The sequence below is a fragment of the Acinetobacter sp. TUM15064 genome, assembly GCF_008980265.1.
Lineage (GTDB): Bacteria > Pseudomonadota > Gammaproteobacteria > Pseudomonadales > Moraxellaceae > Acinetobacter.
This window is the reverse complement of record NZ_BKFU01000018.1, coordinates 31476-53906: the sequence shown is the minus strand read 5'-3', so window position 1 is coordinate 53906 and position 22431 is coordinate 31476. Positions and strand designations below refer to the sequence as shown.

Below are 22431 nucleotides of genomic sequence, written 5' to 3'. Positions count from 1 at the left end.
ACTCTCAATCTCTTAAAAGTCAACTGGTAATTTAAATTATTTTAAACTCTCTTTCTAAAACCCAACTCAATCAATTTCAACTAAGTTGCTGTTTTATCAGAAGTTTTAACCTTCATCACCGCCGATGGATGTGCATTCTACACCATTCCTAATACTACACAACCCCTTTACAGCAATTATTATCTTGAATGGGTGTTTTTTAGTCAAATTTGTTGTTTTTGACGATTATTAAAGCATTTTTTACTATCCTTGTTTATTTTTCGTTAAGATATGCTCTATCTCGCTGCCAAGCAAAATGAATAATGACAGCTTTTAAATACAGAATTTATTGTGTTCTCTTGTCTTGTGTAATGATTTCACAGGCACAGGCACAACCTCAACTTAATCTCCCCACGACCACATTGACTATCTTAAGCTATGTTCGATGGAATACCCCAAATCCTGTTTCTTTATGTATTTTAAATAACACTCAACTCTCTAATCAGTTTGCACAAGTCAATCAGCAACTCAAAAGCGCTTACCAAATTCAAGCTATTAACTTATCTGAACTCAATAAAGTGATGTGTAATGCAGTCTTTTTCTCAACATATACACCTCGTGAAGAGCAAAATATTATTAATAGTTTAAAAGATGTACCCCTTACATTCAGTTCGAATAATGCTGAATGTGAATTAGGCAGTGCTTTTTGTTTATACCAAAGTAAAACTAGAACTTCTTTTAAAGTGAATTTAAGCAGCCTTTCTCAATCGCGTGCTCATGTAGATCCGCGTGTTTTATTATTAGCAAAATCTACGGAGCCTTAACACAATGTTTCGTAAGCACTACAACACATCTTTACAAAAGATTTTTAGTCAATCCCAATTGCTAATTTTTTCACTGACACTTGGTATTTGTAGCTTAATTTTTATTGTTATTTCAAGTTACACCATGAATACCTATGCCAAGCAAAGCTTAAATATCTTGAGTGCAACCCTAAGTGAACAAATCCAACCCGCAGTCATTTTTAATGACCGTATTACACTACAACAAACACTGAACAACCACATTCAACAGTATCCAATACGCGCAATTGTGGTAAAGGACATGCAAGGAGATACTCTTGCAGCCGTGTACAAAAATCGAACTGAGTTTGCATGGCTGGAGAATCTATTTAATCGGGTCTTTTTTGCAGATCCTGTTAGTCAAAGCATTAAGCACAAAAATAACCAGTACGGCACTTTGATTATTCATGGTAGTGCAAATCAACTGATGAGTTTTTTCTTTCAGATGTTGATCTGCTTATCTATTGGTATTTTTATTATTCTATTAGTGATGCTGTGGTTAGTACATTCTACCTATCGAAAACTGATGCACTCTATTCAACCTATGGTTAACACCGTTGAAAGTTTAAATCTTGATACCAATTACCAAGCCCGACTGCCATCTTCACCCATTTATGAATTTCGAGTGATTAGTGGTGCTTTTAACAATTTGCTAGACAAGGTGCAACGCACCAATGAAAAACTACAAAGCGAAAATTCACTGCTATCTCATAAAGCTCTACACGACCAACTAACAGAGCTACCAAACCGACATTATTTCTACAATATTTTATGTAATCAGTTTGAAAATCTAGAGGAAAATCAAACTGCATTATTCTTTATTGATAATAATAATTTCAAAGATATTAATGATGCTTATGGGCATTTAGCAGGCGATGCAGTTTTAAAAGAAATGGCTCTACGCTTAAAGAAGAATGTTCGTAATTATGATGTCGTTGCACGATTAGGTGGAGATGAGTTTGCTATTCTCGTTCGCAATATCAAACATTATGAGCACTTAGAGCAGATCTGTGAGCACTTAATTGCATGTAGCCGAGCTCCCCTGAATTTCGACCAACAACAAATTTATTTCAGTTTCAGTATTGGCGTGGCCTTTTCCAAATGTGCAACAACGCCCGAAGACCTGATTGCTGAAGCCGATAATGCCATGTATAAAGCCAAAAACTTAGCTCAAGGGTGGTATATCACCCCCTGTCAAGATATTTATTAGGAAGCCGTATGCTAAAACATCTTTATAAATTAATTATCGTCACAAGTCTTATGACCATCCTATCTGGCTGCCTCAGTTTAGGACATCTCAACTATAAACAGGCGCGCATGTTGAAGAAACAAGGCTTTACCCTGACCGAAGAAGGCTGGACGCTGAGACTGCCTGAAAAATTATTGTTTGGCTTTGACCAATCCGATATTCAAGCCGCTCAAAAGCCTCCGCTAGAGGCACTATCAAAACAACTTCAACAATATAATCTGAATACAATCAAAGTGGTCGGACATACGGATAATATTGGAGACCCAGCATATAATCAAACACTGTCAGAAAAACGTGCAGCTAGCGTCAGTCAAATCTTTATTGAAACAGGATTCAAAACTCAAAATATTCAGTCCCTTGGTCGTGGTGCTTCACAACCACTGGTTGAAAATAACAGTGAAGAAAATCGAGCGTTGAATCGTCGTGTGAATATTATTATTATTCCTTAAACATTATCTGCTTCGCCTGTATCTTAAATTAAGCCTTCATCACGAAGGCTTTTTTTACGCACTTCACTAAATTTCAGGCATAAAAAAACCGCTTAACGCGGTATCTTTATCTCGACCATTTTAATAAATGGTCGGAGCAGTAGGATTCGAACCTACGACCCCCTGGTCCCAAACCAGGTGCACTACCAGGCTGTGCTATGCTCCGTTTTCAACTTTTTAAAGTTGGGGTGAATGACGGGATTCGAACCCGCGACAACTGGAATCACAATCCAGGGCTCTACCAACTGAGCTACATCCACCATCATGTTTCGGTTCTTATATACCAAGCTACCAAATGGCGCGCCTGACAGGATTCGAACCTGTGACCATCCGCTTAGAAGGCGGATGCTCTATCCAACTGAGCTACAGGCGCATGACCAATAATACGAGGTATTATGGAAAACCTTGCCTTGAAGAATTGGTCGGAGCAGTAGGATTCGAACCTACGACCCCCTGGTCCCAAACCAGGTGCACTACCAGGCTGTGCTATGCTCCGATTCATCTCAGCTTTTCGTATCGAACATCTCGTTCGGTACGGTGTGCATTCTAGGCGCGACGCTTGATAACGTCAACACCTATATTTAAAAAAAGTAAAAAAATCACGTCAAATGTATATTAATCAAGCGTTTCAGCTGTTTTTTATACAAAATTTAACGTTTTAATGATGCACTGAAATCCAACATCCGATCTAAAGGTAGTTTTGCACGTTCTGCCAAAGCAGGATCAACAAAAATTTCTTGATCCCCTTTTTGTAAAACCTCCAAAATACCATCTAGCTCATTCATTGCCATCCACGGGCAGTGTGCACAAGACCGACAAGTTGCACCCTCACCTGCTGTCGGGGCTTCAACTAAAATTTTGTTGGGTACGGCTTGTTGCATTTTGTAGAAAATACCCCGATCCGTCGCAACGATCAATCGCTCATGTGGCAAAGTCTGAGCAGCTTTAATCAGTTGTGATGTGCTCCCGACAGCATCGGCAATATCAACCACAGATTCAGGTGACTCTGGATGGACCAAAACAGCAGCATCTGGATAAAGTGCTTTCATTTGAGCAATACCGCGCGCACGGAACTCTTCATGCACAATACATGCCCCATCCCAAAGTAACATGTCTGCACCTGTTTTCTTTTGGATATAGCGTCCCAAATGCTGATCGGGCGCCCAAATAATTTTTTCACCCAAACTATCTAAGTGCTCAATAATCTCAACTGCACAGCTTGAAGTCACTACCCAATCGGCACGGGCTTTCACTGCGGCTGAAGTATTGGCATAAACCACAACGGTATGATCAGGATGTGCATCACAAAACTGGCTAAACTCATCGACTGGACAGCCCAAATCTAAAGAGCATGTGGCTTCCAAAGTGGGCATGAGAATGGTTTTATTTGGCGATAAAATCTTTGAAGTTTCCCCCATAAATTTAACGCCCGCCACCACTAAGGTAGATGCAGGATGATCACGACCAAAACGTGCCATTTCCAATGAGTCGGATACGCAACCACCACTTAATTCGGCCAATTCCTGCACTTCTGGATCACAATAGTAATGTGCTACCAAAACTGCATCGCGTTTTTTCAGCTCAGCCAAGATTAGGGCAAACTTTTCCTGTTTTGCCTCCTCGCTCAGCTGTGACTCTTTGGTCTCACCCAAACGGTCCAAATGCGCCTGCACAATTGATTTTGCTTCATTGGCAATTAAATTGGTCGCATTGTTCATCATTCATCCATCCCTTCATGCTTATCAACAAGCAATTCCCACACTCAATTTATTGGTCAAATGGCATTTAGGCTTTTGACCAATCATTCAAAAGCACTCAAGATAAAAAAGCCTCCAATGGAGGCTTTCTTGAGCATGTTCAGATTAAGAGCGGTAGTCCGCATTAATCTTCACATAATCATAAGATAAGTCACAGGTATAGACTGTGTCTTTCGCCGCTCCGCGTCCAAGGTCCACACGAATGGTCATTTCCGCTTGCGACATTACACGAGCACCTTCTGCTTCCGTGTAATCAACTGCCGCTCCACCATCCTTACAGATTTGCACATCATCTAACCAAACTTGGATTTTTTCAACATCTAAATTTTTAACACCCGCATAACCAATCGCAGCCAAGATGCGTCCCCAGTTCGGATCTGATGCAAAAATTGCAGTTTTTACCAAAGGCGAATGCGCAATACTATAGGCAATATCGCAACACTCTTGTGTATCATTCCCACCTTCAACTGCAACCGTAATAAACTTAGTTGCACCTTCACCATCGCGTACAATCAGTTGTGCAAGGCGTTTCATTATACGGGTCAATACATCTAAGACTACAGCATAACGTGGATCATTTGTGGACTGAATTTCAATACCACCAGCTTGTCCTGTGGCTGCAAAGATACATGAATCATTGGTCGAAGTATCACCATCAATGGTAATTCTATTGAACGAAACATTCGCTGTTTCACTCAAAAGTTGCTGAACCAAATTACGGCTGATAGGTGCATCAGTTGCAACATAACCTAACATGGTGGCCATGTTTGGACGAATCATACCCGCACCTTTAGAAATACCCGTCATGGTATAAATGATGCCATCTAGCTCGAACTGTTCAGATGCGCCTTTCGGAGTTGTGTCAGTCGTCATAATACCAGTAGCAGCGTCGACCCAAGCCTCAGCACTCAAACTATTTAAAGCAGGCTGTAAACCACTACACAAACGTTCTAAAGGCAATTGCTCACCAATTACCCCAGTTGAGAATGGCAGGATTTCGTTCGCCTTTACATCGGCAAGTTCAGCCAGTTTTGTGCAAGTGCTTTGAGCATTAGCCAGACCAGTTTTACCTGTGCCTGCATTGGCATTCCCTGTATTAATGACAAGGTAACGTGGATTTGCTTGTTGTAAGTGCGCTTTAGACACATGCACAGGTGCTGCACAAAAGGCATTTTGGGTGAAAACACCCGCAACGTTGGTTCCTTCAGCAAATTCGAAAATGACAAGATCTCGTCGGTTCTGATAGCGCACATAAGCTTCAGCCGTTCCGATTCTCACCCCTTTCACCACGTGCATTTGTGGCATTGATACGTCACCTACTGGCATTTTAAACGTCCAATTCATTTGTTAGAAAAACCACAGCTTATTAGAATTTTCAGAAAAAATCGAGCAGAAGACTTTGTTTGTTTTCACTTTTCAAAGTGAGTTCATTTTTGACATAAAAAAACCAATCCGAAGATTGGTTTTATATTTGAAAATACGATTAATTTGAAGCAAGCTGTGCCGACTCAGACAACAGTGCTTGTTTAGCATTTTCTTGGCTTATAGGGGAAAGTGCTGGATTTGAAGCCACGATACGATTCACTGTGACTGCATTCACCGGAGCAATCGCCGCTGTTTGTAATACGACAGGACGTTGATTAGGGTTAGGAAAAGTATAACGAATACCTGTACGCGGACTTTGTACCGTAATATTGCCATTGGCTTGTGCCGCAGGTGCTGTGGTTGCACCGCGTGCTTGTTGAACTTTAGCTGCGGTAGTGGTATCTGCAAATGCAAAAGTTGGAAGCGCTAAAGCTACAATCATGATTGGTTTTAATACTTTTTTCATTGTCTTTCCACTTTAGAGGTTTGGATGATGAGCAACTAAATAGCATTTAATGCCTAACACTGCAATTGCTATTCACATTCTGCAACGCTTTAGCTGGCATCATAAGCAATATGTAATTTAGCTCAATGAGAATTTTTTAGCCATTCCAATAAAAAGCAGAACCGAAGTTCTGCTTTTTCACTCGCTCACAGTTTAGATTTTACCGTGACATTGTTTGTATTTCAGACCCGAACCACATGGGCAAGGCGCGTTACGACTTGCAGGTGCAGCAAACTCTTCAACTGGCTCGTACTGTGCATCTACTTCTGCGAAGTGGCTTTGATCATCGGCCAACAAACCATCAAAGTCTGCATGCGACAAGTTCAATTGCATCGCTTCAGCTTGAGCTTGCTTTTGAGCTTCCATTTCAGCCAGCTCTTCAGCCGTTGGCACATGTACGCGAGATAAATCAGTCACAACATCCGATTTGATAATCGCCAACATATTTACAAATAAGTTATACGCTTCTTTTTTGTATTCTTGTTCAGGATTTTTCTGTGCATAACCACGCAAGTGAATGCCTTGACGTAAATAATCCATCGCCGCTAAGTGATCTTTCCAATGGCGATCCAACGAGTTCAACATGAAATGACGCTCCAGCATAACTGCAGTTTCATCACCCATTTGTTCACGGCGGCTACGATAGCGCTGTACCACTTCATCAGTAATACGCTCAACCAAAGATTCTTCATCTAAACGACGGTCATCTTCCAACCACTGATTGATTGGTAAATCAATCGCGAGGTCTTCACGTAACGCTTTTTCAAGCCCATCAATATCCCATTGATCATGAATTGACTCAGGTGGAATATAATTAGAAATCACGCCTTTCATCACATCACGTTGCATCTCTTCGATGTAATCTTGCAATGTGCTTTCTGCTAAAACTTCATCACGTTGTGAGTAAATAATTTTACGCTGTTCGTTGTTAACGTCATCGTATTTCAATAAATTTTTACGAATATCGAAGTTACGTGCTTCAACTTTGCGCTGCGCATTTTCAATCGAACGCGACACCATTTTATGCTCAATGGCTTCGTCTTCTTGTAAGCCCATCGCACGCATCATGCCCACAACACGATCACCCGCAAAGATACGCATCAAGTCATCTTCAAGAGACAGATAGAAACGCGACACACCTGGGTCACCCTGACGACCCGCACGACCACGAAGCTGGTTATCAATACGACGTGATTCGTGACGCTCAGAACCAATAATGTGTAAGCCACCAGAACTCAATACCATTTCATGGCTTTGTTCCCATTCGGCTTTTAAGCGCGCTTCATCTTCAGGGGTTGGGTTTTCAATTTTTGCCAGTAAAGCTTTCCAGTTACCACCAAGCAGAATGTCTGTACCACGACCTGCCATGTTGGTTGCAATGGTCACCGCACGCGGTGCGCCCGCTTGTGCAATAATATCCGCTTCACGTTCGTGTTGTTTTGCGTTCAACACTTCATGCTGAATGCCTGCTTCTTTCAATTTATCCGAGAGAATCTCAGAGGCTTCAATGGTTGCTGTACCAATTAGAATTGGGGCTACACCAGACTCATGCACGCGTTGAATTTCTTGAATAATCGCGTTGTATTTACCATTACGATTTAAATAAATTAAATCGTTTTGATCAAGACGAATCATTGGGCGGTGCGTCGGAATGATGACTACATCTAGACCATAAATTTCTTTCATTTCCGCAGCTTCAGTATCGGCAGTACCAGTCATACCCGAAAGCTTTTTGTATAGACGGAAATAGTTCTGGAAGGTTGTCGTTGCGAGCGTTTGGTTTTCAGGCTGGATTTCCAAGCCTTCTTTTGCTTCAACTGCTTGGTGTAAACCTTCAGACCAGCGACGACCAGGCATGGTACGTCCTGTGTTTTCATCGACAATGATCACTTCACCATCATTGATGATATAGTGCACATTGCGTTGATATAAGTAATGTGCACGAATGGCAGCAGTCACATGGTGAACCAAGTTCAGGTTGGTCGATGAATATAGACTTTCACCTTCAGCCAACAAGCCCATCTCAATCAGTTCATTTTCAACCGTTTCAAAACCAACCTCAGTCATTTCAACAGAGCGTTGCTTTTCATCAATCCAGAAATGCCCGCCATCCGCGACTTTTTCTTCTTTCTGCGCATGCAGTTTAGGTGGGATGCTGTTGATTGCAGCATACAGCTGTGAAGAGTCATCACTTTGACCTGAAATGATCAACGGCGTACGTGCTTCATCAATTAAGATCGAATCGACTTCGTCAATGATGGCATAGATCAAACCACGCTGCTTTTTCTCAGTAAGCGAGAACACCATGTTGTCACGCAAGTAATCGAAACCAAATTCATTGTTGGTACCGTAAGTAATATCAGCACGATAGGCTTCAGTTTTCTCTGTTGGATCTTGCATGGAATAGATAATCCCGATGCTTAAACCCAAGAATTCAAAGAGCGGACGGTTTAATTCAGCGTCACGCTGTGCCAAGTAGTCATTCACGGTAATGACGTGAACACCTTGAGCACTAATCGCGTTTAAATAACACGCCAAGGTACCCATCAGGGTTTTACCTTCACCTGTACGCATCTCCGCAATTTTACCTTCGTGTAAGGTAATACCGCCGATCAACTGTACGTCATAGTGACGCATGCCCATCACACGCTTAGCTGCTTCACGGCAGACAGCAAATGCTTCTGGGAGTAATTTATCGAGGCTTTCGCCCTTGTTATAGCGTTGTTTAAATTCTTCAGTTTTTGCAGATAAGTCTGCATCGCCAAGAGCGGATATCGTCGGCTCGAGCGCATTAATCTTGTCTACGATTTTACGCATGCGTTTGAGTTCGCGCTCATTTTTGGTACCGAAGATTCCTCCGATCAGACTTGCCAACATGAATAGACTCTCTAAATCTTGCTTGTCAAATGAATATGTTTTCTTAGTCGTTATTATGGTGCTAGAAATTTGAAGTACAAGGGCTTTACACAAAACCATTTAAAAAATCTATTCATTGTTTCTAGCCCGTCGAATCTAAGGCAAACTAATGTAACAAATTTTAAACAGCCGACATAGAGATTTCATCCGAACTCATCAGGATTCAACGGTCTTTTTTAAAGTAGCGACTTTAATTGTTTGCAGTTATTCAAGGTTTTGCTTTCATGCGCTGGATTTTGCCGCAGCGAGGCTTTCACTCCGTTGTTGGACTGACTTGGATTCATGCTCTGTAGAAAATCTAAAAGCTACTCATCAGTGACTCGCATCGCAGTGAGAATTGGAACGAGCTGTACGCAGGTAATATTGTAGACATTACTCGCATTCGTAGTCTGACCTTGAGCTAACTCTCGGTCGAGAGCCTAAGACAGCGCCACTTTCCGCTGTGTAAGACTTTTTTGAGACGCTAGATATTGATCTGTAATTTGTTGTGGCGTTTGACGAGCAGTACTCACTTGGGCTTGTTTCAATTGCCCACTGCGCATGAGTTGAAGCACCCACACACAGCAACAAAGTCAGGGCGATACCTATTTTTTCTCATTGTTCGAATGCTCAAATTTGTTATATTTTTGGAATCACTTTAAAAAACCAATATAAATCAATCATAAAAAGAATTATAGCCGATCGTATGTGCGATCAATCCTATATAGTTACACACTTTAGAGCAGAAATAATTTCGTTTAAATACCGTTAGTAAACATGCAAATAAACGGTCTCTAGAGCAAAAACGAGATCATCTTTGATATACCTAAATACAGAACCCCTATCCGCCTCATTATGAGTATTTTGTATAAACAAATAATAAAACACTATTTTTCATGCAAAAGAAATTGCGCCATAGTGATGTTCATTCCATAGACATAAAGATAATTTGAGGTTTACCATGAGTTTACGTTTAGGCGATATCGCACCCAATTTCCAACAGGCTTCGAGCGAAGGCGAAATTGATTTTTATCAATTTTTAGGCGATAGCTGGGGAGTACTTTTTTCACATCCTGCTGACTACACGCCAGTATGTACCACCGAGCTTGGCTTTACCGCAAAACTCAAAGATGAATTTGAAAAGCGTGGTGTAAAAGCCATTGCCCTCTCAGTCGATGATGTCGAGTCACATCATGGCTGGATCAAAGACATCAATGAAACCCAAAATACTACCGTGAACTTCCCGATCATTGCCGACCAAGACCGAAAAGTGTCTGAGCTATATGGTTTTATCCATCCCAATGCCAGTGAAACATTAACGGTTCGCTCTTTGGTCATTATCGACCCAAACAAAAAAGTCCGTTTGATTATCACCTATCCTGCATCAACAGGTCGTAATTTCCATGAAATCTTACGCGTGATTGACTCACTGCAACTGACCGATCATCACAAAGTTGCAACCCCAGCAAACTGGCAACAGGGCGATGATGTGGTGATTGTGCCATCACTCAAAGATGAAGCGGAGATCGCACAGCGCTTTCCAAAAGGCTATAAGGCAGTAACACCATATTTACGCCTGACTCCACAGCCTGAGCAAGGATAAAATACTCTGCTCTTGCACTAGACAAGCGAAGCCCGAAGTTTTGACCGAGCAGACCGATTGAAAACAAAAATGGGCACTGAACTGCAAGCAATCCAAAGAGGAAACTAACCCATAAAAATACGTTCTGAGTTACCTTGTATGATCATTTCAAACTCTAATGACGAGCCGAGTTTGAACTTTTTAAAGCCTGTCAATCGACAGGCTTTTTTCTGCTTAAAGCAGGCACACATGACTCTTTAACAAAATCAAACTGTTAAAACTCAAATCTTCCGCTATAACAGTCCAAACAACACGATAAAAATGACTTTATGATTTATAACATTCACCATTTACATTGTGGCACTATGTGTCCAGTTTGTGCTCCGCTCTTCGGCCAAAAAGGTTTTCAAGCCAAGGTGGTGTGTCATTGTCTTTTGGTTGAAACAGATCAAGGGCTGGTGCTGATTGATACAGGCTTAGGCATACAAGACTATCTACACACCAAACAGCGTTTGGGGCAGTTAGTGGCTCGGATTGGAAAAATTGAACAAAACTTAGAATTAACCGCCATTGCACAAATCCAAAAACTTGGCTTTAGCCCGAAAGATGTTAAACATATTTTGGTTTCACATCTGGATTTTGACCATGCAGGTGGCATTTCTGACTTTCCCAACGCAACGGTGCATATTCTGTCTAACGAATATAATGCTGCACAAAACCTGAAATCATTAAAAAATAAAGCGCGTTATAAAACACAACAATTTCAGCAGCATCGCCATTGGCACTTTATTGAGCCGATCCACGGTGACGCATGGTTTAATTTGACTCAAGTGCAAGGGTTTGACTTATTTCATAATGAGATTCTTTTGATTCCGCTGTTTGGGCATACTGAAGGTCACTGTGGCATTGCCATTAAAACCCAACAGGGTTGGAAACTCTTCTGTGGGGATGCCTACTACTCTCACTTAGAACTCAACCCTCAAAACAAACTTCGCAGCTTAAATGCCTTGGAAGTATTTTTTGCCGAAGATAATTCACAGCGTTTAAGCAACCTGCATAAAATTCAACAATTGGCACAGTCTGAACCCAGTATCGAAATCTTTTGTGCGCATGACCCTGTTGAACTCTCATACCATCAGAGCCTGATCCTATGACCAAATACCTTGTTATGCTTTCTCTGTGTGTCAGTATTTCTGGCTGTATGACTACACCTGCGCTGCCAGAGACAGAGCGCCCACAACACTGGGGACAGTCGATCCAACCTGCGCATAACTTCTATCAAATCAGCGAAACTGTTTTTCGGAGTGAGCAACCCGATCAAGATTTAGTTCCAAGTTTAAAAGCACAGCAAATTGACGTGATTATTAATTTACGCTCGCGCAATCAAGACCTAAAAAAACTGTCCAACCAAGGGTTTGAACTGGTGCATATCCCAATTCATACATGGGCGATTGACCGAGAAGACCTGTTAAAGGTGATGCAGCAAATTCAACATGCAGAGCAAAATCAGCAAAAAGTTTTACTGCATTGCTACCATGGTTCAGACCGTACAGGCGCCAGCGTGGCGATGTACCGCATTATTTTTCAAAACTGGTCTACCGCTGATGCCTTGGCTGAGATGAAACATGGTGGTTATGGTTTTCATCCGATTTGGCAAAATATTGAGCCTTTATTTAGCCCTGAAAATATAAAATGGATTCAACAGCAACTGTTGAATCCATCTTAGTGAAGGCAATTGGGTTAAACCCAATCTTAACGTTTGTCGAGTGGCACCCAGTCAATCACCCAAGCTGACTTCATGCCGAGGCTTGCATCTGAGGTAATCTTCTTGCGAGCTGCATCGGCAGTATCACGGTCTTTGGATGGTCCCACCATAATCCGCACGCCTTTAGAGGTTGGACTTTTAGTGACCTTATAACCCTTGGCACGAAGCTTGGCAGCCAGAGCATCTGCATTGGCTTCATTGGCAGCCAATGCCACTTGTACCATCCACTGCTTATCGCCATGCTCAAGCAAATCACGCGCTTTTTCAGCTTCCGCCTTCTTCTTGGCTTCATCAGCTTTACGCTTTTCATCTGCCTTACGTTTGTCTTCCGCTTTTTTCTCAGCATCTGCTTTACGATCAGCTTCTTTTTTTGCTTCAGCCTTACGCTCGTCTTCTGCTTTACGTTTAGCCTCAGCTTCACGTTTGGCTTTATCTTCAAGCGCTTGCTTTTCCGCTAAGGCTTTTTGCTCAGTCAGTTTTTTTGCAGCAGCTGCTTTTTCAGCCTCAGTATGGGCTTGTAGCTTTTGCTGTTCCAACTTCTTTAGTTCAGCCGCTTTGTCCGCAACAATTCGTTGTTGCTTGGCTTTTTCATCCTCAACCAATTCGGGTGGAATGTTGTCCGAGCTTTGCTGTGCGGCATTGCGATGTGCATTCAGCGCAGCATACTCTTCTGCGGCCTTACGTGCAGCATCGGCTTCGGCTTGTTGCTGCATCGCTAAAAATTCAGCCGCACGAGCTTCTTGTTCAGCAACTGATTTTTCACGTGCGACACGTTGCTGTTCCAGTAAGCGTTTTTCTGTTTCAACATCAACCGTTAACGACTGAGGTTGAGCTAACTCACCTTCAGCATTACGTTGCACAGATTGTGTCGCAAGCTCTGGTGTTTTAATATTATTTTGATGTATTTCTTCTTTGCCTTTAAGAAGTAATGCTGCCAAAAGGACACCACCACCTAATAAAACAACGCCACCCATCCAACGCTGTTTGCTATTCATTGACATTCTTCCAAATACTCCCATACCGCTTCTAAGGTATGAAATGAACCACATACCAAAATCAGCTGATTATTCTTTGTTTCATCGAGCGCTGATTTAAAAGCCAATTTCACACTGTCAAAGTGCTGCACCTGTTGTCCTAGCAATGCTTGATCCAATTGTTCAATTGGTGCTGCACGCGGAACAGTTAATGCCGCAATTTTCCACATTTGTATGGTGTCTTTCAATAACTCTGTGACAGATTTCACATCTTTATCTGTCAACATTGAGAAAACACTGACTACTTCAGTGTACTGTTTATTGTATTTTAGGAAATTTCGCAATTGATTTAATAAAAAAGCAACACCGTGCGGGTTATGCCCTGCATCAAAAATTACGGTTTTATTCTGTATTTGGCGAATTTCAAAACGACCTTGCAATTTTGCGTTTTGAATTCCTTCAGAAATAGCCGCTTGAGTGACAGTTAAACCACTCAATAAAACAGCAGCAACGGCTGTTGAAATATTTTCAACGGCCAATGTGCCGAGGGGCAAATTTAAAGTGGTGCCACTGGATGCAAACATCCACGACTGACCATGCTCACTAGGTTGATAAAAATAGTCACGATTCACTGCATATAATGTGGCAGCACAAGCATCCACTTTATCAAGAATCGCTTGAGGAATGTGTTGTAAGCCGCCGAACACCACAGGAATATTTGGACGGATAATACCTGCCTTTTCAAAGGCAATCTTTTCAATGGTATCGCCCAGCCAGTCAGTATGGTCTAAACCAATATTGGTGATCACCGCAACATCGGGTTCAATCACATTGACCACATCTAAACGACCGCCTAGACCCACTTCAAGGACCCAAACATCACAGGCTTGGTCTTTAAAAATGACAAAAGCCGCGAGTGTCGTCGCCTCAAAAAACGAGAGGCTTAAATCACAATCACGGCGCGCTTGATCCACTTGCACAAAAGCATCTACCAAACTTTGGTCATCAACCTTTACCCCACGCAATTTAACTCGTTCATTAAAACGGTAAATATGCGGTGACTGATACAGTCCCACTTTATAGCCTTGTGCATTTAAAATGGCAGCTAATGTGGTGGTGGTCGAACCTTTTCCATTGGTTCCCGCTACAGTTAAAACTTTGGCATCAGGTCGTGTCACTCCAAGCTTTTCAGCTACTGGAATGACGCGTTCCAACCCTAAATCAATACCCGTAACGTGAACATGGCCCCAATAATCGAGCCATGTTGCTAAAGAGTCTGTTGCAAGTGGTGCTGTGTTCAAGACAAATTCATCAGTTTCGCGACAATACGATAAACTGTATCACGTAATGCGTGACGGTGAACAATTTGATCGATTACACCATGATCAAGCAAGTATTCCGCACGTTGGAACGGCTCTTCTAACTTTTCACGCACAGTTTGTTCAATGACACGTTTACCCGCAAAACCAATCATCGCTTTTGGCTCTGCAATATGCACATCACCTAGCATCGCTAAAGATGCCGTTACACCACCGTAAACAGGATGCGTCAACACCACCAAATAAGGCAGACCTGCATCTTTCATTTTTTGGATAGCCGCTGAAGTACGCGCCATTTGCATCAAAGACAACATACCTTCTTGCATACGCGCACCGCCTGAAGCAGCAAAGCAAATCAAAGGTTGCTTGTCCGCAATGGCTTTTTCAGCTGCTTGCACAAAACGGTCACCAACTACCGTACCCATTGAACCACCCATGAAGTCAAATTCAAAGGCACAGGCAACCAAAGGAATACCTTTAAGTAAACCCTGCATCACAACTAAGGCTTCAGTTTCACCCGTTTTGCTCTGTGCTTCAGTCATACGATCTGGATATGGCTTTGAGTCAACAAATTTTAACGGATCTTTGGCTTTAAATTCTTGTCCCAATTCTGTTTGCACTTGGTCAAAGAACCAATTCAAACGATCACGGGCTTTCATACGCAAATGTTCATCACACTGAGGGCAAACATAAGCATTAAATGACATTGCAGTACGTGTAACAAGTGCATGGCACTCAGGGCATTCTATCGTTGGTTCTGTAAACGTCGCCTTGAGTGAGGTTTGCTCATCAGGTACTTGAATACCGGGTACACCACGTTCAGTCCATGGCGTCGATGGGCTTAGGATTTTCCCTGATTTAACATCTTGACTCATACTAACTCATCGAGCGCTGCTCGAAGCTCCTTGACTTTATTAACCGTTTCAACCACGGCTTGTTCTGGTGCTAAGCTTGCAAATTGCTTAACAAAAGCACTACCAACAATCACAGCATCAGCCACTCCGCCCATTGCTTTGGCAGATGTCGCATCACTGATCCCAAAACCAACACCGACAGGAATATCTGTTTCTGCTTTAATTTTTGCAATTCGGTTTGCAGCTTCAGCAACATCTAAAGTTGCTGCACCTGTGACCCCTTTTAAAGACACGTAATAGATGAAACCACTCGCCTGTTTCACCACATGTTTAATGCGTTCGTCCGTTGAGGTTGGCGCTAGTAAAAAGATTTGATCCATATCAAATTGCTTCAATACAAGATCAAGCTCTGCTGCTTCTTCTGGCGGTAAGTCCACCAGTAGAATGCCATCGACACCACATGCATGCGCAGTCGATACAAACTTTTCATAGCCAATGACTTCAACTGGATTCAGATAACCCATCAATACCACTGGGGTCTCTTGATCCTTTTGACGGAACTCTTTGACCATATTCAAAGCATCTAAGGTATTGGTGCCACCTGCCAATGCACGCTCTGCTGCAAGGGCAATCACAGGACCATCTGCCATAGGGTCTGAAAATGGAAGACCGAGTTCAATCACATCAACACCCGCCTCGACCATCTGATGTAACAGAGGAACTGTTACCTGTGGATGAGGGTCACCAGCCATAACATAAGAAACCAAAGCTTTACGCTGTTGAGATTTAAGCTGTCCAAAACGAGTGGCTAAACGTGACATAGGGTTGTGCTTTCCTTAACTTGTTTAAAATTAAAACTACTGAGGAGTTGGCTTTGTAAAAATACAAGACGCTGCATTGTAACGCTATTTTTTACTCATTGAATAGAGCACATTGCGTTCACGTTCCAATTCATTTTTCGTCAAATATTTTCAGAACAACCGTAAAGCACCATTTACTGATATTTCGGTTTTTTTCTCAATGATCAAAGATGCCTAATTTTAGGAAATACCAAAATGTCTAAGTTTTAGATAAACTTATTTTTATTTGCAAAAAAATGATAAAAATAGGCGGTTTAGCTTTTACATTTAAAGTTTTATGAAATAGCAAAACCTGCATTATACTACGCACATTCTTTCATTTCCCTATCTCCTATGACCACCGATAACTCAGGTTTAGTGCAAGCACGTGCGCTTGCGCTACTACCGCTTATTGTTTTTTTAGCCATTTTCTTAGGCAGTGGTATTTACCATTCTGTGATTGGAACCGAGTTTGCGTTCTATCAAATGAAAGCGCCTGTTGCGGCCATTCCTGCCATTATTTTGGCAGTATTGATTTATCGCGGTGAGCTGAATCAAGGCATCGAAACCTTTCTGCGCGGTGCAAGTCACCCGAACCTCATCTTAATGTTCATGGTGTTCATGCTGGCAGGCGCATTTGCCAGTACCACCAGTGCCATTGGTAGTGTAGATGCTACAGTGCAAATGGGCTTGTCTGCGATTCCACCAGCCTTTGTGCTGCCCATGCTATTTATTATTTCAGCGTTTATTGCAACAGCAATGGGCACCTCGATGGGCACGATTGCAGCCTGTGCACCGATTGCCTTTGGTTTCTCTCAAGCCACTGATATTGCTGCGGTCTATGCCATAGGCGCAGTCGTCGGCGGTGCAATGTTTGGTGATAACCTGTCAATGATTTCGGATACCACCATTGCCGCTACCACCAGTCAAAAAGTTCATCTTCGAGACAAGTTTCGCGTCAATGTCTGGATTGCAGTACCTGCAGCTTTAGTCACGATCGCGATTTATGTCTTTAGCATCCATCAAACCGAAAGTATTCAATCCAAAGACTTTAACCCTTGGCTGGTATTGCCCTATGTGGTGGTGTTTTTCCTCGCCTTCAGTCGTTTACACGTGCTTGCTGTACTCATGGTTGGCGTGGTGCTCTCTGGAGTGATGGGATTGATTGCACAGCCAGAATTTACAGTCATTCAACTCAACACAGCCATCTATGATGGTTTTGTCGGTATGTTTGAAGTGGCGTTACTGTCGATGTTCTTAGGCGGTCTTTCGACCATTATGCAAAAAGAAGGTGGACTCGACTGGCTTATTCAACGCATTTACAGCCTAACCCGTTTATTTAAAGTCGGTCGCGAGCGTGCAGGTGAAATTGGATTGAGCTTTTTAGTGGTTTTCTCCAACATTTTTGTGGCCAATAACACTGTAGCGATTATTTTATCGGGCGATATGGCACGTGAAGTTGCTAAAGAATATGGCGTAGACCCAAAACGTGCAGCCGCTTTACTCGACATCTTTTCATGTGTGGTACAAGGACTGATTCCCTATGGCGCACAACTTCTATTGGCCTGCTCGATTGCAAAGCTTTCTCCTGTCGAACTCATCGGCAGCATTTACTACTGTTGGATACTGGCGATTTTTGCCATTCTTGCGATTGCGTTCCGTTTTCCACGACTGAAATCAGTCTGATCCTTTCATACATTTCAGCGCCTCGCCAAAGGCGCTTTTTTATTCCTGCTGTTATTTCAGTTGTCGTTTCAACTGTAATAAGGTCTGTCCACTATGCTGTTTATAAGCACGCGCTAAAGCAGACTGCCCGAGTAGCCGAGTTGAAAGGCAATATCAGTCAAACTTAAATCTTGTTGAAGCAACTGCTCACACTGCTTCATACGCTCACATTCAAGCACTTGCATAAATGAACTGCCTAAGTCTCGTAGCTGGCGCTGTAAGGTCCGCGTAGACAAATGTAGCTCACTTGCAATGTGCTCGATTTTAGGGGCTTCCGCATGTGCTTTAAGATAATCTGCCACGGCGCTATGAATCTGTTGTAATACGCTTTCATAGCGAGGTTTGAGTGCAATGGCAACCTCTGCTTGTTTTAGTAAAAGCTGTGTTAAGGAAGGATCAGCAAAGCCCGATTTTAAGCTCAAACTGTCTGCACTCATCACATAGGCATAGCAGGCTTGACTAAAGCTCACTTCACAGCCATAAAACTTTTGATAATGATAGAGTGCCATCTGCGCGGAATGGGCCATTTGAATTTTTAGGAACTGTAATTGATCGGGGAAAATTTGCTTAGCCAAATGCACCATCGAGGCCATGGTCATTTCATTCAGCATTGCATATTTTTCATGGTGGAACGGCCATGTCAGCCATATTTCATTGCCCTGCTGTTGCATGTGCATCGGCGTTACTTCCGCCCCATCAATCACCAAGCGACTAAAGCGCATAACATACTGTAAGGCTTCAGCCACGCTATTACTTCGAGTCGCCATATAGCCTAGCACACCAAAGTGTTCAGGCCGAATCAGCTTAGCCATTTCCATGGTTAACTGTGGACAGTCCAACTCCGTTTGCGTGAGCTGTAAAATCGTATGAAAAAAAGAAAAAGGTGACTGAGTATCAATCGGCAGTCTGAGCACATGCTCTAAGTTCACTTTATATGGATTTAAAACATCGAGATGATGAAAATCAATGCCCTGCTGTATCAGGTACATATTCCAGAGCTGAAAATAACCATTGGGGATTTGTAATTCTTGCATGACGGCCTACCCGCTATATGACATGCGACATTTTCATATTGGCGTAAAATGTATAAAAAATGGCAATATCTGTCAAAACAAACTGCATTTTCTCCGACATACTGCAATCATCCGAGGCAAATGAAGTAAAACAAAATGAATGCCATTGTTAGTGTCCCTATTGAACCGATTGTGCGAAGCAAACTTAATTTTAAGCTCGATGAGGTGCCACGTTTTTGGTTTGGCGACGACCCATTTCGGACCCGCATGTTCGATGCACTCAGCCTCACCTTCCCCGATGGTGAACGCTATTTTATTCAAAGCGTGCGTTTATTTCGCGATCAGATTACAGACCCTGACTTAGCGCAGCGCGTAACAGATTTTATTAAACAAGAGGCGCAACATGGCATTGCCCATGACAAAATGAATCAGGTCATGCGAGAACAAGGCATGCCTGTTGACCAATTTATTCAACGTTTAAATAAAATCTTTAAATTTGAACTGAGTAAACGCTCGCCGCAATACAACATTGCGATGACTGCCGCTGCGGAACATTTAACTGCACTCATGGCAGAAACGTTTTATAGCCACAAAACAACCTTAGCAGAAGCCCATCCCTATGTACGTGCTTTATTTGCATGGCATGCCATTGAAGAGATGGAACACCGTGATGTTGCGTTTGATGTGATGAAACAAGTCGGACATGTGCCTGAAGCGACACGTCTATTTGCACTGGCCTTTACCACGGTGATGATGTTTGGTTTCACCACCTACCGCGCAGATGTCATGCTCAAACATGATGGTTTTAGCCGCCTGCAACGTTTGCAAATGATGCGTAAAGGGCTGCCATGGTTCTTTGGACAAAAAGGAATACTGTCTCGGATGCGTGGGCAATATTTCGATTGGTTTAAGAAAGACTTTCACCCAAATCAACATCCTGTGATTGCACAGTATGATGTTTGGATCGACACCCTAGCAGAAACGAATGATCCAATTTTAGCGGGCGAAGCGTTTTGGCAAGCTGGAAAATAAAGTGAAAAACCATAACCGATAAAAAACTGGCACTGAGCCAGTTTTTTATTTTCGCTGTCACCACTTTGCATAATGCTGTTCAAGTAAGCCATATTCATTGAGAAAGATAAGCTCTTGCTCACCCTGCTGGATCGTACCACTAATCTTGGCTTGCCACTGACTAAACTGGCTGCCGACCAGACGTAAATTGAGGTTTTCAAACCGACGCCAACCCGTAGTCACGGTTAAATGCAAACGCTCATCTAACGAACGAATCGTCCAGCGACCTTCTTCTTCCATCTGAAACAAAACATCACTCACTGTGTATAATTTTCCATTTATCCACAGACAGTTTTCATTGCCAAAACTTTCATTTACACCAGAAGCTAAATTGAGCCCAATGCGTCTGCCCTCAGCATCCCAAAAATTGCATGATAACCAAAACCAAGCTGTTTCAGGTCTAAGAAAACCACAGGTATCGTCTAAAGAAGCCAATGTCCGATCATTGAATTGGATTATCTGACCTGCTTTATTGGTAAAAAATCCTTCACAAGCCAAAGTTGTGAGTTTTTGTGTGTAGGTCCAACCATTGATTCCTGTTGGGCTACACATACTAAGCGGTTCTGTACTGGCACAGAAAATACGTGCACTCAGTTTAATTTCACCATATTTAGTCACTTGCACATAACGCACCCCATTGGCATGCTGAATTTCAATTTGGAAAGGTGAATTTGCAAACACGCTTTGATTATATAAAGGCTGTTCATCCAATACGGTTTTACGTGCTAAAAAGTTCACCGCATTCCATTCAAGCACTTCATTTTTAAGATGATCATAAATATAAACAAAACCATGTCCTGCCCAAGCAATATCGGCAATTGCAAGACCAATGGTATAGTGTTCATGTTGAATGCTGCAAAACTTAAATTTTTTATATTTCAGTTTCTTACGCCATCCCGTAAGCACTTCACCATACGGAGTTTTATACTGATATTTATCTAAATCAATGGTTTTTGGAAGTTCACTAAACCGACCATAATGGGGTTGTCCATTGGACTGTATCAAATCCATTGATGCTCTATCCTTAAGCAAAAGTTAATTAATATCCGTATGCTTATTATGCCTATAATTTTGGCACTGAACAGCATTTAGTTTATTTTTTCATCAGCTTCTTATGAAAAGAAATCAGATTAACATTTTGATGTCTTTATGTTTTCATCCTAGCACTGAATACGCACTCAGCTTAACTCAACATCAAATACGTATTTTCCCATACATTCTGTGCAAACTCAGCTTCAACCAACAGCACATAACGTCCATGTATGCAATCAATCGCAATACAGTCATCGACGTCTAAAACACGATCTGTATGTTGCTTTTTCCACTTTTGATCAAAATGTAGTTTGCCAAGTTGTTTGGCTTCTACTGCATTGGGGGCAACAACGAGTACATAACGATGCAACTCCCCAAATTCACCTGTGTCATAGCCACCTAAATTTATGAGCCACAATTTTTCATCTGTGACTTGAGGCTGAGCATCACTAAACTGTATTTGGTATTTTTTCCCCGCACTTTCAACACCATTTAGCCGTGCCCAAGCATCTATATGTAAGCCTTTTTGTTCACCAAACCATGCATGTTTAAGTTGCGGGTAACTGTCTTCTAAACTGTCAGCGACAGCAAACACAACATCATGGACTTCGGTATTGGCACGTGCATGACGACCACCTAGCATAACCATAAATAGGTTGGGCATTCTATTTCCTTTCTTTTGAGATACTTTTTTATAGCTAACAGGCGCTTCACGGAAGCATCATTCGCAATTGTTCGAGGTAAACTACCCTTCAAGAGAAATGTTTTTGCAACTCCATTAATCACATGAAAGTATAGGACGAGTTTTGCGAATGACAATGCCTTTGGTTACTTTGAGCTTATCCAAAGTAACATTATGAACTCCTTACATTTGAGGTGTAAGCAGTAAGACTCCGTCAAAATTTAAATAACGTTATCACCAATACAATGAGATAGATTTGACCAAAGTTTTCATTGGCAGGAAATATCTTACTTTTGTTTCGGCAAAAGTAACAAAACCATCTTATTGAGCAGACATTACATCCCTGTAATGCTGCTCAACGGGCAACATCCATGTCGCCTTCCCTTATTCATGTTTTGGATAAACTTCTATTTCAAAAAAATCGTGCTGAGCTTTCACCCAACACGATTCTTTAAATCTAATATTTAAAGCTTCCCCTCAATAGGAAGGCTTTAA

19 protein-coding genes, 4 tRNA genes and 1 pseudogene are annotated in these 22431 nt (G+C 42.1%); 8 read left to right on the top strand and 16 right to left on the bottom strand.

Translation table 11 applies throughout. From position 1 onward, the window contains the following. Window positions 1-302: 302 nt before the first annotated feature. Genes GBI16_RS07865 through GBI16_RS07855 form a run of 3 tightly spaced genes read left to right on the top strand, consistent with a single transcriptional unit; the run spans window position 303 to window position 2519 of the window. The gene (locus GBI16_RS07865; RefSeq protein WP_151706851.1) at window positions 303-803 is read left to right on the top strand and encodes a YfiR family protein; all 501 of its coding nucleotides are present in this window, start codon (window positions 303-305) and stop codon (window positions 801-803) included. Window positions 804-807: 4 nt separating this feature from the next. After that, window positions 808-2031 carry a sensor domain-containing diguanylate cyclase gene (locus tag GBI16_RS07860; protein WP_110975764.1) on the top strand — a complete coding sequence of 408 codons (1224 nt, stop codon included), beginning with the start codon at window positions 808-810 and terminating at the stop codon, window positions 2029-2031. An 8-nt stretch (window positions 2032-2039) separates the two neighbouring features. After that, window positions 2040-2519, top strand: a complete 480-nt coding sequence (locus tag GBI16_RS07855) for an OmpA family protein (protein WP_151706850.1) — start codon at window positions 2040-2042, stop codon at window positions 2517-2519. 128 nt (window positions 2520-2647) lie between these two features. Here the strand turns inward: GBI16_RS07855 and GBI16_RS07850 are convergent. The 9 genes from GBI16_RS07850 to GBI16_RS19035 form a co-directional block, all read right to left on the bottom strand. Next, window positions 2648-2724: transfer RNA gene (locus GBI16_RS07850), tRNA-Pro, on the bottom strand. Window positions 2725-2742: 18 nt separating this feature from the next. Beyond that, window positions 2743-2818 (bottom strand) — tRNA-His (locus GBI16_RS07845). Between the two features lie 36 nt (window positions 2819-2854). Beyond that, window positions 2855-2931, bottom strand: a tRNA-Arg gene (locus GBI16_RS07840). 46 nt (window positions 2932-2977) lie between these two features. Continuing rightward, window positions 2978-3054: transfer RNA gene (locus tag GBI16_RS07835), tRNA-Pro, on the bottom strand. Window positions 3055-3208: 154 nt separating this feature from the next. Beyond that, a complete protein-coding gene (nadA, locus tag GBI16_RS07830; protein ID WP_086210391.1) occupies window positions 3209-4276 on the bottom strand; it encodes a quinolinate synthase NadA in 1068 nt (355 codons plus the stop codon). Between the two features lie 144 nt (window positions 4277-4420). Next, window positions 4421-5641 (bottom strand): bifunctional glutamate N-acetyltransferase/amino-acid acetyltransferase ArgJ, encoded by a 1221-nt coding sequence (argJ, locus tag GBI16_RS07825; RefSeq protein ID WP_151706849.1) that lies wholly within the window; start codon window positions 5639-5641, stop codon window positions 4421-4423. Between the two features lie 157 nt (window positions 5642-5798). Then, the gene (locus GBI16_RS07820) at window positions 5799-6146 is read right to left on the bottom strand and encodes a hypothetical protein (protein ID WP_086210393.1); all 348 of its coding nucleotides are present in this window, start codon (window positions 6144-6146) and stop codon (window positions 5799-5801) included. 192 nt (window positions 6147-6338) lie between these two features. Next, window positions 6339-9062, bottom strand: a complete 2724-nt coding sequence (gene secA, locus GBI16_RS07815; RefSeq protein WP_086210394.1) for a preprotein translocase subunit SecA — start codon at window positions 9060-9062, stop codon at window positions 6339-6341. A 458-nt stretch (window positions 9063-9520) separates the two neighbouring features. After that, window positions 9521-9643, bottom strand: coding sequence for a hypothetical protein (locus GBI16_RS19035; protein ID WP_265733402.1), 123 nt, complete (start codon window positions 9641-9643; stop codon window positions 9521-9523). A gap of 398 nt (window positions 9644-10041) precedes the next feature. Between GBI16_RS19035 and GBI16_RS07805 the strand changes: the two genes are divergently transcribed. The 3 genes from GBI16_RS07805 (at window position 10042) to GBI16_RS07795 (ending at window position 12388) form a co-directional block, all read left to right on the top strand. After that, window positions 10042-10683 (top strand): peroxiredoxin, encoded by a 642-nt coding sequence (locus tag GBI16_RS07805; protein ID WP_086210395.1) that lies wholly within the window; start codon window positions 10042-10044, stop codon window positions 10681-10683. Window positions 10684-10991: 308 nt separating this feature from the next. After that, window positions 10992-11816, top strand: coding sequence for an MBL fold metallo-hydrolase (locus GBI16_RS07800; protein ID WP_086210396.1), 825 nt, complete (start codon window positions 10992-10994; stop codon window positions 11814-11816). After that, window positions 11813-12388 (top strand): dual specificity protein phosphatase family protein, encoded by a 576-nt coding sequence (locus tag GBI16_RS07795; protein WP_086210397.1) that lies wholly within the window; start codon window positions 11813-11815, stop codon window positions 12386-12388. The genes GBI16_RS07800 and GBI16_RS07795 overlap by 4 nt, the downstream gene beginning before the upstream one ends. Window positions 12389-12414: 26 nt before the next feature. Here the strand turns inward: GBI16_RS07795 and GBI16_RS07790 are convergent, their stop codons facing one another. From GBI16_RS07790 to trpA, 4 genes are read right to left on the bottom strand one after another with little or no spacing between them, the layout of a single operon-like run. Then, window positions 12415-13422 carry an SPOR domain-containing protein gene (locus tag GBI16_RS07790; protein WP_086210398.1) on the bottom strand — a complete coding sequence of 336 codons (1008 nt, stop codon included), beginning with the start codon at window positions 13420-13422 and terminating at the stop codon, window positions 12415-12417. Next, window positions 13419-14702: a bifunctional tetrahydrofolate synthase/dihydrofolate synthase gene (gene folC / locus GBI16_RS07785; protein WP_151706848.1), complete on the bottom strand. Its 1284-nt coding sequence runs from the start codon at window positions 14700-14702 to the stop codon at window positions 13419-13421. Before folC ends, GBI16_RS07790 begins: the two co-directional genes overlap by 4 nt. After that, window positions 14699-15595 carry an acetyl-CoA carboxylase, carboxyltransferase subunit beta gene (gene accD, locus GBI16_RS07780; protein WP_086210400.1) on the bottom strand — a complete coding sequence of 299 codons (897 nt, stop codon included), beginning with the start codon at window positions 15593-15595 and terminating at the stop codon, window positions 14699-14701. Before accD ends, folC begins: the two co-directional genes overlap by 4 nt. Beyond that, complete coding sequence (trpA, locus tag GBI16_RS07775) at window positions 15592-16395, bottom strand: tryptophan synthase subunit alpha (RefSeq protein WP_151706847.1); 804 nt, start codon at window positions 16393-16395, stop codon at window positions 15592-15594. The genes accD and trpA overlap by 4 nt, the downstream gene beginning before the upstream one ends. Window positions 16396-16767: 372 nt before the next feature. On the opposite strand from trpA, the gene GBI16_RS07770 reads away from it, so the two are divergent. Then, window positions 16768-18099: a Na+/H+ antiporter NhaC family protein gene (locus GBI16_RS07770; protein WP_151706846.1), complete on the top strand. Its 1332-nt coding sequence runs from the start codon at window positions 16768-16770 to the stop codon at window positions 18097-18099. Window positions 18100-18150: 51 nt separating this feature from the next. Here the strand turns inward: GBI16_RS07770 and GBI16_RS07765 are convergent. Then, window positions 18151-19172 (bottom strand): annotated as a pseudogene (locus GBI16_RS07765) (AraC family transcriptional regulator ligand-binding domain-containing protein). A 135-nt stretch (window positions 19173-19307) separates the two neighbouring features. Between GBI16_RS07765 and GBI16_RS07760 the strand changes: the two are divergent. Continuing rightward, window positions 19308-20183, top strand: coding sequence for a metal-dependent hydrolase (locus GBI16_RS07760; RefSeq protein WP_151706845.1), 876 nt, complete (start codon window positions 19308-19310; stop codon window positions 20181-20183). A 57-nt stretch (window positions 20184-20240) separates the two neighbouring features. On the opposite strand, the gene GBI16_RS07755 is transcribed toward GBI16_RS07760, so the two are convergent. Then, entirely contained in the window at window positions 20241-21233 is a 993-nt protein-coding gene (locus GBI16_RS07755) for a DUF2804 domain-containing protein (protein WP_086210405.1), read from the bottom strand. Window positions 21234-21405: 172 nt separating this feature from the next. Continuing rightward, window positions 21406-21918, bottom strand: a complete 513-nt coding sequence (locus GBI16_RS07750; RefSeq protein ID WP_086210406.1) for a DUF1543 domain-containing protein — start codon at window positions 21916-21918, stop codon at window positions 21406-21408. Window positions 21919-22431: the final 513 nt, after the last annotated feature.

Excerpts from the sequence above, each read along its gene's own strand:
- GBI16_RS07750 (WP_086210406.1), bottom strand. The coding sequence starts at position 21,918 with ATGCCCAACCTATTTATGGTTATGCTAGGTGGTCGTCATGCACGTGCC.
- GBI16_RS07820 (WP_086210393.1), bottom strand. The coding sequence starts at position 6,146 with ATGAAAAAAGTATTAAAACCAATCATGATTGTAGCTTTAGCGCTTCCA.
- argJ (WP_151706849.1), bottom strand. The coding sequence starts at position 5,641 with ATGCCAGTAGGTGACGTATCAATGCCACAAATGCACGTGGTGAAAGGG.
- secA (WP_086210394.1), bottom strand. The coding sequence starts at position 9,062 with ATGTTGGCAAGTCTGATCGGAGGAATCTTCGGTACCAAAAATGAGCGC.
- accD (WP_086210400.1), bottom strand. The coding sequence starts at position 15,595 with ATGAGTCAAGATGTTAAATCAGGGAAAATCCTAAGCCCATCGACGCCA.
- GBI16_RS07795 (WP_086210397.1), top strand. The coding sequence starts at position 11,813 with ATGACCAAATACCTTGTTATGCTTTCTCTGTGTGTCAGTATTTCTGGC.
- GBI16_RS07770 (WP_151706846.1), top strand. The coding sequence starts at position 16,768 with ATGACCACCGATAACTCAGGTTTAGTGCAAGCACGTGCGCTTGCGCTA.
- GBI16_RS07800 (WP_086210396.1), top strand. The coding sequence starts at position 10,992 with ATGATTTATAACATTCACCATTTACATTGTGGCACTATGTGTCCAGTT.
- GBI16_RS07790 (WP_086210398.1), bottom strand. The coding sequence starts at position 13,422 with ATGAATAGCAAACAGCGTTGGATGGGTGGCGTTGTTTTATTAGGTGGT.
- GBI16_RS07865 (WP_151706851.1), top strand. The coding sequence starts at position 303 with ATGACAGCTTTTAAATACAGAATTTATTGTGTTCTCTTGTCTTGTGTA.
- GBI16_RS07760 (WP_151706845.1), top strand. The coding sequence starts at position 19,308 with ATGAATGCCATTGTTAGTGTCCCTATTGAACCGATTGTGCGAAGCAAA.
- GBI16_RS07860 (WP_110975764.1), top strand. The coding sequence starts at position 808 with ATGTTTCGTAAGCACTACAACACATCTTTACAAAAGATTTTTAGTCAA.
- GBI16_RS07855 (WP_151706850.1), top strand. The coding sequence starts at position 2,040 with ATGCTAAAACATCTTTATAAATTAATTATCGTCACAAGTCTTATGACC.
- GBI16_RS07755 (WP_086210405.1), bottom strand. The coding sequence starts at position 21,233 with ATGGATTTGATACAGTCCAATGGACAACCCCATTATGGTCGGTTTAGT.
- trpA (WP_151706847.1), bottom strand. The coding sequence starts at position 16,395 with ATGTCACGTTTAGCCACTCGTTTTGGACAGCTTAAATCTCAACAGCGT.
- GBI16_RS07805 (WP_086210395.1), top strand. The coding sequence starts at position 10,042 with ATGAGTTTACGTTTAGGCGATATCGCACCCAATTTCCAACAGGCTTCG.
- GBI16_RS19035 (WP_265733402.1), bottom strand. The coding sequence starts at position 9,643 with ATGCGCAGTGGGCAATTGAAACAAGCCCAAGTGAGTACTGCTCGTCAA.
- nadA (WP_086210391.1), bottom strand. The coding sequence starts at position 4,276 with ATGAACAATGCGACCAATTTAATTGCCAATGAAGCAAAATCAATTGTG.